Origin of the sequence: Chitinasiproducens palmae (assembly GCF_900095735.1) — a bacterium.
In the GTDB taxonomy this organism is placed as follows: Bacteria; Pseudomonadota; Gammaproteobacteria; order Burkholderiales; family Burkholderiaceae; genus Chitinasiproducens; species Chitinasiproducens palmae.
Window position 1 is genome coordinate 101853 of the sequence record NZ_FNLO01000015.1, and the last position, 13682, is coordinate 115534.

The following is a 13682-nucleotide window of genomic DNA, read 5'->3' on the forward strand; positions in this document are numbered from 1 at the left end:
GATGCCGTTGTTTCAGTTGACGAAGCATTTGCAATCGCTGAAGGCGGACGGGATGGTCAGACCGAGTTTCGAGAACTGGGTCTTGCTGATCGACGTCACGTAGTCGGAGGACGACGGCTTGACGACCGGCAACGCCGACGTCTTCTCGCCGCGCAGCGCGCGTACCATGATCCTTGCCGAGTTGGCGCCCACCGACTGCAGGGACACCGCATAGGAAGCCGTGGCGAGCCCGGTCTTGATCGCCTCGGTTTCGGAACTCAGGATGGGCACCCGGAGCCGCTGCATCGTAGCGGCCACGCTGGGCATCGCCGACTGCACCAGGTTCGAGCCGGTGATGTAGACGAAACCGACGCCCTTCAGCAACTGGGCGCGCTGTGGGATGTCGTTGACCGTATCGACGCTGATCGCCTTGAACGCAAGGCCGCCGCGCTTCGCCGCGGCCTCGAGTTCACGGGTGGTCACGACATCGTTGGCCTCGCCCGGGTTGTACAGGGTGCCGAACGACGTCGCGCCGGGGAACAGCTTCTTGCCGAATGCGACGACCGCGTCGAAGTCCTGCAGGTCGGATGCGCCGGCGAAGCGGTCGCTGCCGTGCTGCCATCCACTGACCAGGCCGGCCGCGACCGGGTCCGTCACCAGCGCGAAGATCAGCGGCACGGCGTGGTCGGTGACCGCGGAACGCGCGACCTGCGACACCGAGGTCGAGACCGTCAGGATGGCCTTCGGGCGCTTCGACATCAGCGACGAGAACATCTGCGGCATCATCGACTGGGTGAAGTTGGCGTCGCTGTAGGCGTATTCGACGTCGTTCGCCGCCTTGCCCTCGCGATAGCCTTCGCGCGCCATCTCGTCCTTGAAGCCTTCGATCACCTTGGTCAACGCCGGGTGCGGCCCGAGGTTGGCGATCCCGACCACAGTCTGCGCCTGTACGGATGACGCCAGGCCGCAGCCCGCCAATACCAGCATCGCTGCCAGGCAGCCGATCCGGCGCCGCACGCTCTTTGCTTTCATTTCGCTCTCGAAGTTCCGGTGATGGCGCGGCGCGGCGGCAGCCGCGTTCGCTGCGTCGCGGCACTGCGTGACGGTCCGCGGTGCGCCTTGCCTCTTTTTTAGCATCGAAGCCCGGGCGAAAAAAAAGGCAGGGGCGTGCACCTGCCGTTTCGCTAAAAGATGCGCCGTTTTGCCTATTTCTGACGCTGCCGCAGCTGCCGCTCGATCAACCAGCCCGCGGCGCGCTCGCCGCTCGCGCAGGCGCCGGTCAGGAGGGCCTGCGAGAGCCAGTCGCCGCAATAGACGACTGGCGCATCCGCTTGCGCCTGCCAGGCCTGGAAATGCGCGACACGGCGGCCGTATCCCGGATAGAAGACGGGCAGCTTGCGTGGGATCCACTGATTGACGACGTGGCCGACCTGCGTGTCGAAGTCCGGCAAGCGCGCGCGCAACTCATCCCTGATCAGGCTGTCCAGCTCGCCCGTGCGGCCGCGGGCCACCGCTTCGTCGGCCGCCTCTGGCGTGAGCTGGCAGTACAACTGCGGCAGCGGACGGCCGGCCTGCGGCGCCGCCGGCAACTGTTGGTAGGTGGCGATGCGTGTCGGCATGCCGCGCATCGCGAAACACAGCGCGGGCGGCAGCGGCCGGTTCAAGCCGTAATGGACCACGCCCAGCGCGTTGTAGCGCACGGCGCCGAGCATGCCGCGCTCGGCCTGGCCTGGCGCGTCGATCAGCTCGCGCGCCAGCACGCCCTCGACCGCACACACCGCACGATCCGCCTGCAGCGTGGTGCCGTCCGTCAAATCGATGCGCACCCCGGCGCCGGCGGTACTGGCACCCTCGGCTGCAGGGCGACGCGCGATACGGCGCACGCTTGCGCCGGTCCGCACGTCGTCCAGACCGGCCGCCAAGGCCTGGCACGCCCGTCCCATGCCCCCGTCGAAGGTGTAGACGGTGTCCTCGCCGAGCAGATGCGGCGCGGTGGTCACGTAGAACAGGGCCGACAGGGTTTCGGGATTGAAGCTGCGGGTGGCGCGGAAGATCGGTTCGATCATGTGCGACAGCACATTTGGACCGAGATGCGAGCGCACGTACTCGGCCAGCGTCACGTCGTCGTATTCGAGCGCGGTGATGGCCCAGTCGGGATCTACGCGCCGGCGCAAGCGCATCAGTTCGAGCGCCGATGCCGCCAGCCGCCAACGCTCGGGCATTCGCAAACCCGGCGTGGCCAGCGCGCGCGGCCCGGGCATCAGGGCGATGCGATGGACGCCGTTGGGGCCGACGCAGTCCGCGCCCAGTCCGCGCAGCGGATGCAGTGCGCCGCGCAGGCCGAGTTCGTCGATCAGACGGTGGAAAGGTTCGCCAAACGGATAGACCAGCCGCGCACCGCTGTTGAACACGACATCATGATCGCGGCGCTCGCCCATGCGCCCGCCGACGACGCCTTGCGCCTCGAGTACGGTCACGCGCCAACCGGCACGACGAAGGCGATGCGCGGCAGTCAGGCCGGCAATGCCGGCGCCGACGACGATCACGGAAGGAGATTCGAGAGACATGGCGGAGCCGGTCGACAAAGCGGAAGGAAAAAACGTGTTTCAAGACTGGCAGGGCCGCGAACGCGGCACGGCCGAGCGCAGGGGAGCGATCAGTGTTCGGCGGGCGGTCCGGCAGGAGCCGAGGAAGGGACTGGAACTGGAACTGGAACTGGAACTGGAACTGGGACTGGAGCAGGCGGCGAGGCGGACTGTGCGTCGCCCGGCTTGACGAGCGAGTCGGGAACACGCAATTCGATCAGCGACACGGCGTGCACCGCCAGGGCGCGCGCCAGCGCGGGCCCGAACGCGTCGGTGGTGGCGACCGTCTCACCAAACGCGCCGCAACTGCGCGCGAACTGCGCGAAGTCGATCGCGCCAAGCCGGGTGCCGGTCGTGCGACCGTGCATCCGGCGCTGCGCGACGTCGATCGCGCCATAGCTGCGATTGTTGAGCACCAACACCAGCAGCGACAGGCCGAGCCGCACGGCCGTCTCCAGCTCCTCCGCGTGCATCATGAAGCAGCCGTCTCCCGCCAATGCGACGATGCGGCGCGGCTGACGGACCGGCTGCGCGTTGCACTCGCTGCGTTCGAGCAGCGCTGCCCCGATCGCAGCGGCCAGGCCATAGCCCATCGCACCGCTTTTCGGACCCAGTTGGGTTCGGGGCCGGCGGTGACGCAGATAGCGCTGCGGCCAGAGCGCGTAGCCGCCCGCGCCCGAGGTAAGCAGGCCCTCGTCGCCGAGTGCCTCTTGCAGCTGCGCATAGACCACCCGCAGGTCGAGCGGCCCCGGGCACCCGCCACTGCTCACCAACGCATCGCGCGCGAGCCGGCCGCGCGCGACCCAGTCGCGATCGATCTCGTGCGGAGCCGTCGCGTTCGCGTCGGCGTGCGCGGTCCACGCAGCGACGAAGACGTTCGCATCGGACTGAATGGCGAGCTCGGCGCGGTAGACCGCATTCAGCTCGGCTGCATCGGGATGAATGTGAACCAGCCGTTGACGCGGTGTCGGCGCATCGAGCAGTGTGTAGCCGGCGAACGCGCCAGCGCCGATCGTGTTGAGTTCGCCAAGTCGCGCGTTCAGCACAAGCAACAGGTCGGCGGCGTCGATCTGCGCGGCGAGCGCCGGGTCGATGCCCAAACCGATCTCGCCGCAAAACACCGGCAGTGCGTGATCGACCAGGTCACGGCGGCGATACGTCGTCGCGATGGGCAGCCCGCGCGACACGCAGAACGACTGGAGCGCAAGCAATGCATCGTCGTCCCAGCCGGTGCCGCCGACGACCAGCATCGGTCGCCGGGCGCTCGACAGCAGCTGTGCCAACGCGGTCAGGTCGGCGGCTGCCGGCGCTGCACGCGATACACGCGGCGCCGGCAGCGCGGCCGCCTCGATCAAGGTCAGCGGCTGCGCGGCCACGTCCTCCGGCAGGATCAGCACGACCGGCCCACGGCGGCCGCTCAGTGCGAGTTGCCAAGCTCGGCTGAGGAAGGCGGGAATCTGCGCCGCCTCGGGTATCTCGGCGACCCATTTCGAGATTGGCCCGAAGACCCGCATCAGATCGTTGCCGCCGAGGAAAGCTTCGCGCCCCGCGTGCCGGGTCGTCGCCTGGCCGATCACGAGCACCATCGGCGCGCTGTCGGTGTGCGCGGTATGCAAGGCCAGACAGGTGTTGAGCGCGCCCGGTGCGCGCGCGGCGAGGCAGACGCCGGGGCGACCGCTGAGTTGCCCGATGGCCTGCGCCGCGTAGGCGCTGCCGGCTTCGTGCCGGAAACTGACCAGCTCGATGGCGGGCGCGCGACGCGCCAGCGCGTCGAGCAGGTCGAACAAGCCTTCGCCCGGCACCATCGTCACGACCGGCACGCCGAAGTCGACGAGTGTCTGCGCGAACAGGTCCGCACCGTTGCGCGATGGTGCCGTGTGCACCGATCCCTTGCCGGACCGGCCCGCCGTCGTCTCGTGTTGTGCGCCCATGGATTTCCCGTAGCCTGCCGCGCGGCGGCAGCGATCAGAAGCGGTGGAAGATGCCGGCGGTGATCGCCACCTGCCGCTTCGTGGTCGATGCGCCGCCGCCGCTCGCATACTCGATGTTCGCGTGCTGCGCGTCACCCGCGGCGAGCTGGAAGATGCCGACCAGATACAGCGCGGTCCGCTTCGACAGGAAGTAGTTGTTGATCAGGTTGAACTGATGATACTTCGGCGAAAAACCGGTCGGCTCGATCTTGCCCGTCGTGTAGGTATAGGCGAAGTTGGCCTGGTAGGCGGGCGTGAAGAAGTGGCTGACGTTGCCTTCGATATTGGTGTAGCCGGCGCGCGCCCGGCTGAGTCCGAGCGCGGCGATGCCCAGGTCGTCGTAGCGGCTGTGCGTGGCCACCAGCCCGAGCGTGGTCTCGCCGATCTTGTAGCTGCCGCCCGCGCCGTAGATCTCCATGCTCGACGGCGTCACCGCATAGGCGGTGAGCGGCGAGTTGGCGCTGACCGACGGATACAGCGTCGTGGTCCAGATGCCTTCGCTGGCGGCGCTGGCCGGATGATTCATGCGCATGTAGGCGGCCGACAGCGACAGCGGGCCGTTCGCGTAGGTTGCACCAAAGCTCGCGGCACCCTGGTTGCCGAAGCTGCCGGCCACGCCGCCGAAACTGTACATCGCACCGAATTGCAGACCGCTGAAGCTCGGCGACACATACTTGACGGTGTTGTTGGTGCGGAACTGGAAGTTGAAGTTGTCGTTGTCGCCGACGTGCGCCGTGTAGCCGTTCCAGCGGTACGGCGTCGAATATTGCGCAAGCCAGTCCTGCGTCAGGTCGTACTGGCGGCCGAACGTGACCGTGCCGAGATGATCGCCCTGCACGCCGACGAATGCCTGCCGGCCGAATTCACGTCCGCCCTGCGAACTGCTGCCGGTGTTCGGATTGAAACCGCCCTCCAGCGTGAAGATCGAGCGCAGCCCGCCACCCAGGTCCTCGACGCCGCGCATGCCCCAGCGGCTCGGCCCGTTCGCGGTCGAATACGATTTTCCGGAAATCGAGTTGTTGGTGTAGATGACGCCGCCCATCAGCACACCGTAGAGCGTGACGCTGCTCGACGTCGGAGAGGACTGTGCGTTCGCGGTGTTGCAGGCTGCGGACAATGCGGCGACAACCAGGGTGGCGGCGACCTTTTTCATGAGGGATCTCGATCAGATCAACGAAATAGTTTTGGGTGGCGGGCTGGCGCACGAAGCGGTATCGGGGCGCCGGAGGCAAGACTAAGAACGCGCCTCGGCTATGGCAACGTGCCCAAAATACTTAGAACCGAATTCCTCTTTCTGAAATTGACTTGCCTAGGGCGCGCCGCCATCGCCTGCACGCGACCATCCGTGGTCATCGGTCGTGGTCGGCCGTGTCGGGCGGCACGCCATGACCGCCGCCGCCAGGCACGTCGAGCCGCAGCCTCGCGTGCGCCGGCACCGTCTGCAGGCCCATCGCGGCCAGCGCCGTGCCATCGGTCAGGCCGACCCAGCCGGGCGCGCCATCGCCGCCGCCCGCCCGCCCGCGTGCCGGGCGCTGGACGCGGTCGTACATGCCGAAGAACTGAAACGGCGCGCCGTTGATCGTGCCGATCTCGATGCGTTGGCCGGCACCGCCGCGCCAGCGGCCGGCGCCGCCGGAAGCCGGCAGCAACTCCTTTTTCCAGATGACGATCGGATTGCCGGCCTCGATCACTTCGCATGAGATCGCCTTGATCCCGCTGGGAAAGGCAGTGGCCGACAGGCCGTCGGCGCCCGGACGCGCGCCGCTGCCGCCGCTGTTGAAGAACAGCGTCTCGAAGGATTCGGTCGTCAGTTCGGGCATGCCGACCGCAGCGCTCACTTGCGGACCGCCGCGCAGCTGCGCGCCCCAGACGCAGGACGCGCCTTCGGCCGGTACACGGTCGGGCAGCACGCCGGCAAGACAGCCGAACACGACGTCCGGCAGGAATTGCCCGATGATGTGCCGCGCGCTGACCGGCCACGGATGCTGCACGTTCAGGATGGAACCGGGTGGCGCGTCGATCTCGAAAGGCGCCAGTGAGCCGGCATTGTTCGGCACGTGCGGCGCAATCGCGGCGCGCAGTCCGAACGCGGAATACGCGCGGGTGTAGTTCAACACGAGATTGATGCCGCGGGGACTGGCCGGCGAGGACCCGCCGAAATCCACGCTCAGGCGCTCCCCGTCGATCGTCAGCGTGGCACAGAGGTCGACCGGTCTGTCGTAGCCGTCGATCTGCATCGCGTAGCGATGCACGCCGTCGGGCAGCGCGCGGATCGCCTCGCGCGTGGCGACGCGCGACCGTTCGATGACGAGCTCGGCCAGCGCCTGGAAATCCGCTATCCCGTATTCGTGCAGCGTGGCGACCAGCCGCCGGCCGCTGACGGAATTCGCCGTGACGTAGGACATCAGGTCGCCCACCACCTGGTCGGGCTGACGGACATTGGCGCGTACGATGTCGAGCAGATCCTGGTTGACGCTGCCGGCGCGCATCAGCCGCATGATCGGGATGAACAGGCCCTCTTCGTAGACCGAGCGACCGTCGGGCCCCTGCCCGAGCCCGCCGATGTCGACCTGATGGCAGGTGCAGGCAAAGAAGGCGATGGGCCGGCCGTTCGCGAAGACGGGCGACACCACCGTCACGTCGTGCAGGTGGCCGGACGAGAGCCAGGGGTCGTTCGTGATGAAGTGGTCGCCGTCGCCGAGCGTGTCCAGCGGGAAGCGGACCAGGAAATGGCGCACCGCCTCGGCCATCGAATTGACGTGGCCGGGCGTGCCGGTGACCGCCTGCGCGACAAGCCGGCCGCGTGCGTCGAACACACCGGCCGACAGGTCGCCGGCCTCGCGCACCGTCGGACTGAACGCGGTGCGCATCAGCACACGCGCCTGTTCCTCGACGGTTGCAATCAGCCGGCTCCAGACGATCTGTAGGCCGATCGCGTCGAGCGGCGCGGCACCGGGCGAGGGCCGCGCCGCGCGCGCGGCCGGTGACGCCGCATCGTCCACGGCGGGCACGCGGCGGCTCATCAGCAGATCGCCGCCGTTGAGAATCCGCGCGTCGAAAGCGGGCGGCACGACGATCGTCGTCTCGTCGTCGAGCAGCACGGCCGGGCCGTCGAGGCGCGTGCCGTGTGCCAGGCCCGGACGGGCAACGATGCGATGATCCGCGCGTGCCCGGGTCGCCTAATCCAGCACCGCGCGCACGGTCTCGGGCACCACCGGTTCGCCATCCTGTCGCGACGCCTCGTCCGCATGCCCCGGCCCGGCACCGACCGGGCGGCTGTCGGCCACCTGCGCGTGAGCGCCTTCGTCGACGGTCACCCGCACGGTCCAGCCGAGTGCCTCGACGCGCGCCCCCACGATGGTCAGCCCGTATCGTTCCCGGTATGCGGTGGCAAAGGCATCCGCCAGATGCGCGGCCGCGTCGCTGCCGAGCGCGCCGTCGGGCACCGGCACCCGCAGTTCGTGGCCCTGCCCCGCATAGCGCAGAAACGCGTGGCGCGACACGCAGCGTGGCGCGTCGGGCGCCAGACCGGCAAGCACCGCAGCGGCGCGTGATGCGAGCGTCTCGAGCACTGCCGCGACCGCGTCGATATCGAGCGTATCGAGCCGTTGATAGAGGCTCTGCGAGGCCTCGAAGGCAAGCGGCGCATGCAGGAATCCCAGCGCCGAGCCGACGCCGGCCTGCGCCGGAATCAGGACGCGGTCGATGCCCAGCTTGTCGGCGAGGCGCGCCGCATGCAGTGGGGCCGAGCCGCCGAAGGCAATCAGCACGCGGCCCGCGACGCTGCGGCCGGTCTCGACCGCATGCTCGCGCGCCGCCTGCGCCATGGCCTCGTCGGCCACCTCCGCGACCGCATACGCGGCCTCGTCGGCATCGGTGCCCAGCGCTTCGCCCACCTGCTCGGCGATGACGCGCCGCGCCGCCGCCGCGTCGAGCGCGAGCGTGCCGGCCGCAAAATATCGCGGGTCGAGTCGCCCCGCGTGCAGATGCGCGTCGGTCAGTGTCGCCGCCACGCCGCCCCGGCCATAGCACGCGGGCCCGGGCGCGGAGCCGGCGCTGTCCGGACCGACCGTGACGCGGCCCAGCGCGTCGACGCGCGCGATCGATCCGCCGCCGGCGCCGATCTCGGCCAACTCGATGACGGGGATGCGCAAGGGGATGCCACTACCGGGCTTGAAGCGGTAGTGCCGTGCCACTTCCAGCGAGCGGGCCGTCTGCGGCTCGCCGTGGTCGATGAAGCACAGCTTGGCCGTGGTGCCGCCGATGTCGAGCGACAGCACGGCGTCGAAGCCGTGGCGCTGCGCCAGCCGGGCGGCCAGCAACGCCCCGCCAGCCGGCCCCGATTCGAGCAGGCGAACCGGGTAGCGACACGCGGTGGCGACATCGCACAGCCCACCGTTCGACAGCATCAGCAGCAGCGGCGCCCGCACGCCGAGCGCCGCGAGTCCCACGTGCAGGCGTTCGACGTAGGCCTGCATCAGCGGCTGCACGTAGGCGTTGACGCAGGTGGTGGAGAAGCGCTCGAATTCGCGGATCTCCGGCGAGACGTCCGACGACAGCGAGATCGCCACGCCCGGCGCATGGCGCGCAACGATTTCCGCGGCGGCGCGTTCGTGCGCCGGGTTCGCGTAGCTGTGCATGAACGCGATCGCGAGGCTCGCGACGCCGAGTTCCGCGATGCGCCGCGCATGGCCGGCCACCGCGTCGACATCGAGCGGCAACAACACCTGTCCGCGTGCATCGACACGCTCCGGCACCACGAAACGCAAGTCGCGTTCGATCAGCGGCGCGCCCTTGCCGAGCATCAGGTCGTACTGGTCGCAGCGGCTTTCGGTACCGGTTTCGATGACGTCCCGGAAGCCTTCGGTCGTCAGCAGCGCGGACCGTGCGCCGCGCCGTTCCAGCAACGCATTGGTGGCGAGCGTCGTACCGTGCAGCACCGCGTCGAGCGCACCGGGTGCAATGCCAGCGCGTGCCAGCAGCACGCCGAGCCCGGCGAGCACGCCCTGCTCGGGCGCCTGTGGCGTGGTCAATACCTTGTGGGTGAAACGGCTGCCGTCCGCCTCGAGCACGAAATCGGTGAAGGTGCCGCCGATGTCGATACCGACACGACAGCGCGACGCGTGGTGCGTGGTGGCAGGGGCCGCCGTGGCCGAGAAAGCTTGAACAGTCATCACAGTATCCCGAGGACGGACGCGTGTACGGGCCGCCGCGCCGAAACGATAGTGCCCACTCTAAAAGCGGCGCCGCCGGCAATCCTTTGCTAACGGGTTTCAGTTCTGTTTGATCGGAATTCGCTGGCCTTGCCGTTGCCGTTGCCGTTGCCGTTTGCCGCGATGCGCCCCCCATCCGTCGATCCGCCGCCACGTCGGCAGGACGCGCCGGGATGGCGCCGATGCCGGCGCCGGCAAAGAGCGCTCACGCGCTCACGGGCTCACGCGATCGCCGCGGCGATGTTGGCCCGCACGTCTTCTTTGATAGGAATTCGGACCTGCTTGGTTCACGACGCGTGGCCCGTCTTTTTGATCTGGGGACAATGCCCATGTTTCCGGCCACCGTGATAAGGACATGGACGCAATGAAATGCGCTTTACCCCGACGCGCGCTGCGCGCGCTGTCGCTGGCCACTGCCGTTCTGGCCTGCTGTACCGCCGCCAGCGCTGCGGCGGAAACGACGATCGGCATTGCCAACTTCGGCCCGCATCCGGCGCTGGCGCGCACCATCGCCGGTTTCAAGGATGAAATGACGAAGGCCGGCTACGTCGACGGCAAGACGGTGCACTATGTGTACAGCGATGCGAACTTCACACCCGGCCTGATCCCGCAGACGCTGGCTCAGATCGTGTCCCAGAAGCCGGCGCTGATTCTCACCGTCACCACGCCGGTCGCGCAGGCCTCCGTGCGCAATGTCAGCGACCGCTCGATTCCGCTGGTGTTCTCGCAGGTCACCAATCCGGTGGCGGCCGGTCTGGTGCCGGACTGGCAGCACGGCAGCGATCGGATCGTCGGTTCGGCCAGCGTGACCGACTACGATGCCGTGCTGTCTTTCGCGAAGAAGGTCTTCCCACAGGCAAAGTCGTTCGGCGTGCTGTACAACGCGGGCGAGGTCAACGACGTGGCCGCGATCGACAGTCTGAAGACCGCCGCCGCGAAGGCGGGCTTGAAGATGCTCGCCACCTCGGTCGACAGCACGATCGACGTGCCGCAGCGCACCGGCACCATGAAGGGCGCCGACTTCTTCTACGCGATCGGATCGAATCTGGTTCAGTCGTCGCTGCCGGCCGTGGCCTCGGTCACCGACCGCATGAAGATGCCGATTCTGAGCGCCGAGCACGAGCTGATCCGCAAGGGAAACATCATCGCAGTGGCGTATGCGCCCTCCTACGAATCGCAGGGGGCGCACGCCGCGCAACTGGCGCTGCAGTTGCTCAAGGGCGTCAAGCCTTCGTCGTTGGCCATCTACCGGCCGCAGCCGTCCGACTACCTCGCGCTGATCAACCGGCAGAAACTTGCTCAACTGGGCATGGCGGTGCCGGCCTCTTTCGAGAAATGCCAATGCTTCGTGAACTGACGCCCCGCCAGCGCACCGTGCATGGCGTGACCCTCGGCATTCTGATGCTCGACACCGGCTTCCAGCGCGTGCCCGGCGACATCGGCCATGCGGCGACCTGGCCGTTCCCGGTTCAGTATGGCGTCGTTCGCGGCGTCCACGGCCCGGACGTGATCGACGGGCGCGGCGAGGTGCTGACGCGCTTCGTCGAGGCGGCGGATGCACTGGTCCGGCTCGGCGTCGACGGCATCACGACCAGTTGCGGCTTCCTGGTCAAGCATCAACGTGCGCTCGCCGCGCGCTGCGCGGTGCCGGTCGCCACGTCGAGCCTGCTGCAGATACCGTCGGTGGCGGCGATGCTGCCGCCCGGCAAGCGGGTTGGCGTGCTGTGCGCGAAGCCGGACGCGCTCGGTGCCGAACACTTCGCCGCGCTTGGCCTGCCCGCCGACCTGCCGGTGGGCGGCCTGTCCGCGGATTCACAGTTCTTCCGCAACAACCTCTCGAATGCCGCGCGGGTCGACGTGGCGGAGCAGGGCCGCGAACTGCTGGCGTGCGCGCGCGCGCTGCACGCCGCTCATCCGGACATCGGTGCGATCGTCAGCGAATGCGCGAACTTCGCGCCCTACTCCGCCGATCTCGCCGAGGCGCTGGCACTGCCGGTGTTCGATATCGTCAGCATGGGCGAGTGGTTCCATGCCGGGCTGCGGCCGCGCCGGTTCGCGGTCACCGACGCGGACACCGCGGCGTCCACGGTGTCCGCGCTGGCTCAGAACTCGTAGCGGCCCCAGAAGAACGCCAGATTGCCTTCGTTCAGGCTGCCCAGGTGCGGGATGAAGGTTGCCATCAGCGAGACGCGCTTGTAGCGCAGCGAGCCGATCGGCAGCCCGATCGGGATCGGCACGTAGTGAAGGATGTCCTGCCGGGCGGTCACACCGATGAAGTAGCCGCCGCCCACCGAGAAGTCGCCGACGGGCCGGGTGAACCACTGCCGCGCGTAGCCGGCGATCGGCTGCACGTTCTTGTGGGAGTCCAGGAAGGCGAAGGCGAACAGCATGTCCTGGTGACCGTTTGCACCGGTGAGATGCTTGCCGACGCCGAAGCCGTAGGAATTGGCGTTCAGGCTGTGACGGCGGTCGCCATAGCCGTCGATGTGCCAGCCATAGCCGGTCACATAGAGATCCCAGGCGCCGTTGTGCGCCACATCCGAGATACGCTGGCAGGTCTGGTCGAACCAGCCGCCACCGCAGCCCGCGAATGCGCCGCACGAGGAAGTGGAGAGGGAAACAGCCAGGGCGAGGGAAGCGGTCTTCTTGTTCATCTATGCGTCGTGAGTGAAGCGATCGGCTGCTCGCTTCGCCGCGCGGGCGGCATGATGGAACCGGCAGGGCGTCCGGTATGCTGCCCTATTGTGCCAGCGCCGCCGCGCCCTGTCTGCGCCCTGGCGCGCGCCGTCCCGGCCGCGCCGGCGGGCCGACCGTGCTGCAACGCAGTGGCCTCGTTCCTGCGCCCGCACCGCGCTCGTCTCGCGGCGGCGACTGGCCTGCTTTAAGTACAATGCGGCATGCGACCGACCTCGTCCCCGTCGACGGCGCGCCATCCACGACATGCCTGGCTGCTGCTGGCCGTCGTGCTGCTGCTCCTGCGCGCCCTGATTCCGGCCGGCTACATGCTCGATGTAGCGGATGGGAATCCGTTCGCGCTCGCGATGTGCGACGGCGGTGGCGTGCTGCGCTGGCCGGCAGCGGCACAGAGCGGGGCAGTGCCTTCCGGACTGGCATCGCCGAGGCGCGTACACCAGGGCCCGAGCCAACGCCAGCCTGGCGCCGACGACGCTGCCGTCACGGTCGGAGCCACGCAGCCGCAGCCACCGTCACCGGGCGCGCCGAGCCACGCGGCCGCGCACCACGGGCACCACCGCCACGTCGCGTCGGGGGACGAGGCACACGACGGCGACGCATACGTCAACGATCCCGACAGTGCGATCCGCCACGCACACGCGGTGCAACCCGAGCGGGCGCTGCCGATGGGCGGCGCGCCGGCATCTGCAGCGCAGGCGACACATGCCGGCGCGATGCATGCGACGCACGCGATGCCCGCGCTGGGCGATGGTGCGAACGATAGCAACGCTGGCCATGCCGATCATCACCGGCATGGCGACGAGCACACCCAGCACGATGGCCCGTGCCCGTTCTGGGCATCCTTGTTCGTCGCGCTGGGCGCCATGCTGCTTCATGCGCTGCTCGCGTCGCCGCCGTCCCGGACCGGACGACCATCGCTGCCTCGCTTTCTGCTGCCCCGCCTGCGCCGTCGACCGGCGCAACGCGGCGCACGCGCCCCGCCCTCGGCCAGCCGCTCGAAGCGGTCCCTCTTCGCGCTCGGCGCCTGAGACACGCTGCGCGTCGCGCAGGCTGACGCCACCGCCGGACTCCTGGCCCGCCGCTGGTCACGGCCGCACTACGCCCGCCCGGCGCCCGTCAACGCTTCGCATGCCGCAGCACGCGTATGCGCGGCTCGGCTGCGTCGGCATGCCAGGCCCTCGCGATGCCTGTCGGCGTCCGCGGGCGAATGCCACCTTCACACGTTGCGCCGTGCTGCCTCC

At 68.7% G+C, this 13682-nt stretch carries 10 protein-coding genes; 3 read left to right on the forward strand and 7 right to left on the reverse strand.

Annotated features, from left to right (window positions below; genetic code table 11):
* Nucleotides 1-12: 12 nt before the first annotated feature.
* The 6 genes from BLU54_RS20850 to BLU54_RS20870 all read right to left on the reverse strand — a co-directional run bounded on the left by BLU54_RS20850 (nucleotide 13) and on the right by BLU54_RS20870 (nucleotide 9708).
* On the reverse strand, nucleotides 13-1011 hold the full coding sequence (locus BLU54_RS20850; protein ID WP_091912740.1) for an ABC transporter substrate-binding protein: 999 nt from the start codon (nucleotides 1009-1011) through the stop codon (nucleotides 13-15).
* 173 nt (nucleotides 1012-1184) lie between these two features.
* Nucleotides 1185-2546: a protoporphyrinogen/coproporphyrinogen oxidase gene (locus BLU54_RS20855; protein WP_091912637.1), complete on the reverse strand. Its 1362-nt coding sequence runs from the start codon at nucleotides 2544-2546 to the stop codon at nucleotides 1185-1187.
* Nucleotides 2547-2635: 89 nt separating this feature from the next.
* Entirely contained in the window at nucleotides 2636-4495 is a 1860-nt protein-coding gene (locus tag BLU54_RS20860; RefSeq protein ID WP_091912639.1) for a thiamine pyrophosphate-dependent enzyme, read from the reverse strand.
* Between the two features lie 34 nt (nucleotides 4496-4529).
* On the reverse strand, nucleotides 4530-5687 hold the full coding sequence (locus BLU54_RS20865; RefSeq protein ID WP_091912641.1) for a porin: 1158 nt from the start codon (nucleotides 5685-5687) through the stop codon (nucleotides 4530-4532).
* Nucleotides 5688-5883: 196 nt separating this feature from the next.
* Nucleotides 5884-7635 (reverse strand): hydantoinase B/oxoprolinase family protein, encoded by a 1752-nt coding sequence (locus BLU54_RS23885; RefSeq protein WP_235838061.1) that lies wholly within the window; start codon nucleotides 7633-7635, stop codon nucleotides 5884-5886.
* Between the two features lie 78 nt (nucleotides 7636-7713).
* Nucleotides 7714-9708: a hydantoinase/oxoprolinase family protein gene (locus tag BLU54_RS20870; RefSeq protein WP_170845247.1), complete on the reverse strand. Its 1995-nt coding sequence runs from the start codon at nucleotides 9706-9708 to the stop codon at nucleotides 7714-7716.
* 403 nt (nucleotides 9709-10111) lie between these two features.
* On the opposite strand from BLU54_RS20870, the gene BLU54_RS20875 reads away from it, so the two are divergent.
* Nucleotides 10112-11104 carry an ABC transporter substrate-binding protein gene (locus tag BLU54_RS20875; protein ID WP_235838062.1) on the forward strand — a complete coding sequence of 331 codons (993 nt, stop codon included), beginning with the start codon at nucleotides 10112-10114 and terminating at the stop codon, nucleotides 11102-11104.
* The gene (locus BLU54_RS20880; protein ID WP_235838063.1) at nucleotides 11089-11862 is read left to right on the forward strand and encodes an aspartate/glutamate racemase family protein; all 774 of its coding nucleotides are present in this window, start codon (nucleotides 11089-11091) and stop codon (nucleotides 11860-11862) included. Before BLU54_RS20875 ends, BLU54_RS20880 begins: the two co-directional genes overlap by 16 nt.
* On the opposite strand, the gene BLU54_RS20885 is transcribed toward BLU54_RS20880, so the two are convergent.
* The gene (locus BLU54_RS20885; RefSeq protein ID WP_091912647.1) at nucleotides 11850-12401 is read right to left on the reverse strand and encodes an antimicrobial peptide resistance and lipid A acylation PagP; all 552 of its coding nucleotides are present in this window, start codon (nucleotides 12399-12401) and stop codon (nucleotides 11850-11852) included. The two genes, BLU54_RS20880 and BLU54_RS20885, sit on opposite strands and share 13 nt — an antisense overlap.
* Nucleotides 12402-12644: 243 nt before the next feature.
* Here BLU54_RS20885 and BLU54_RS20890 point away from each other — a divergent pair, with 243 nt between their 5' ends.
* Nucleotides 12645-13469 (forward strand): hypothetical protein, encoded by an 825-nt coding sequence (locus BLU54_RS20890; RefSeq protein WP_091912649.1) that lies wholly within the window; start codon nucleotides 12645-12647, stop codon nucleotides 13467-13469.
* Nucleotides 13470-13682 lie beyond the last annotated feature (213 nt).

What these genes read in the sequence shown, in the direction of transcription:
- BLU54_RS20880 (WP_235838063.1), top strand. Translation starts at nt 11,089, where the DNA reads ATGCTTCGTGAACTGACGCCCCGCCAGCGCACCGTGCATGGCGTGACC.
- BLU54_RS20850 (WP_091912740.1), bottom strand. Translation starts at nt 1,011, where the DNA reads ATGAAAGCAAAGAGCGTGCGGCGCCGGATCGGCTGCCTGGCAGCGATG.
- BLU54_RS20890 (WP_091912649.1), top strand. Translation starts at nt 12,645, where the DNA reads ATGCGACCGACCTCGTCCCCGTCGACGGCGCGCCATCCACGACATGCC.
- BLU54_RS20865 (WP_091912641.1), bottom strand. Translation starts at nt 5,687, where the DNA reads ATGAAAAAGGTCGCCGCCACCCTGGTTGTCGCCGCATTGTCCGCAGCC.
- BLU54_RS20860 (WP_091912639.1), bottom strand. Translation starts at nt 4,495, where the DNA reads ATGGGCGCACAACACGAGACGACGGCGGGCCGGTCCGGCAAGGGATCG.
- BLU54_RS20875 (WP_235838062.1), top strand. Translation starts at nt 10,112, where the DNA reads ATGAAATGCGCTTTACCCCGACGCGCGCTGCGCGCGCTGTCGCTGGCC.
- BLU54_RS20855 (WP_091912637.1), bottom strand. Translation starts at nt 2,546, where the DNA reads ATGTCTCTCGAATCTCCTTCCGTGATCGTCGTCGGCGCCGGCATTGCC.
- BLU54_RS20870 (WP_170845247.1), bottom strand. Translation starts at nt 9,708, where the DNA reads ATGACTGTTCAAGCTTTCTCGGCCACGGCGGCCCCTGCCACCACGCAC.
- BLU54_RS20885 (WP_091912647.1), bottom strand. Translation starts at nt 12,401, where the DNA reads ATGAACAAGAAGACCGCTTCCCTCGCCCTGGCTGTTTCCCTCTCCACT.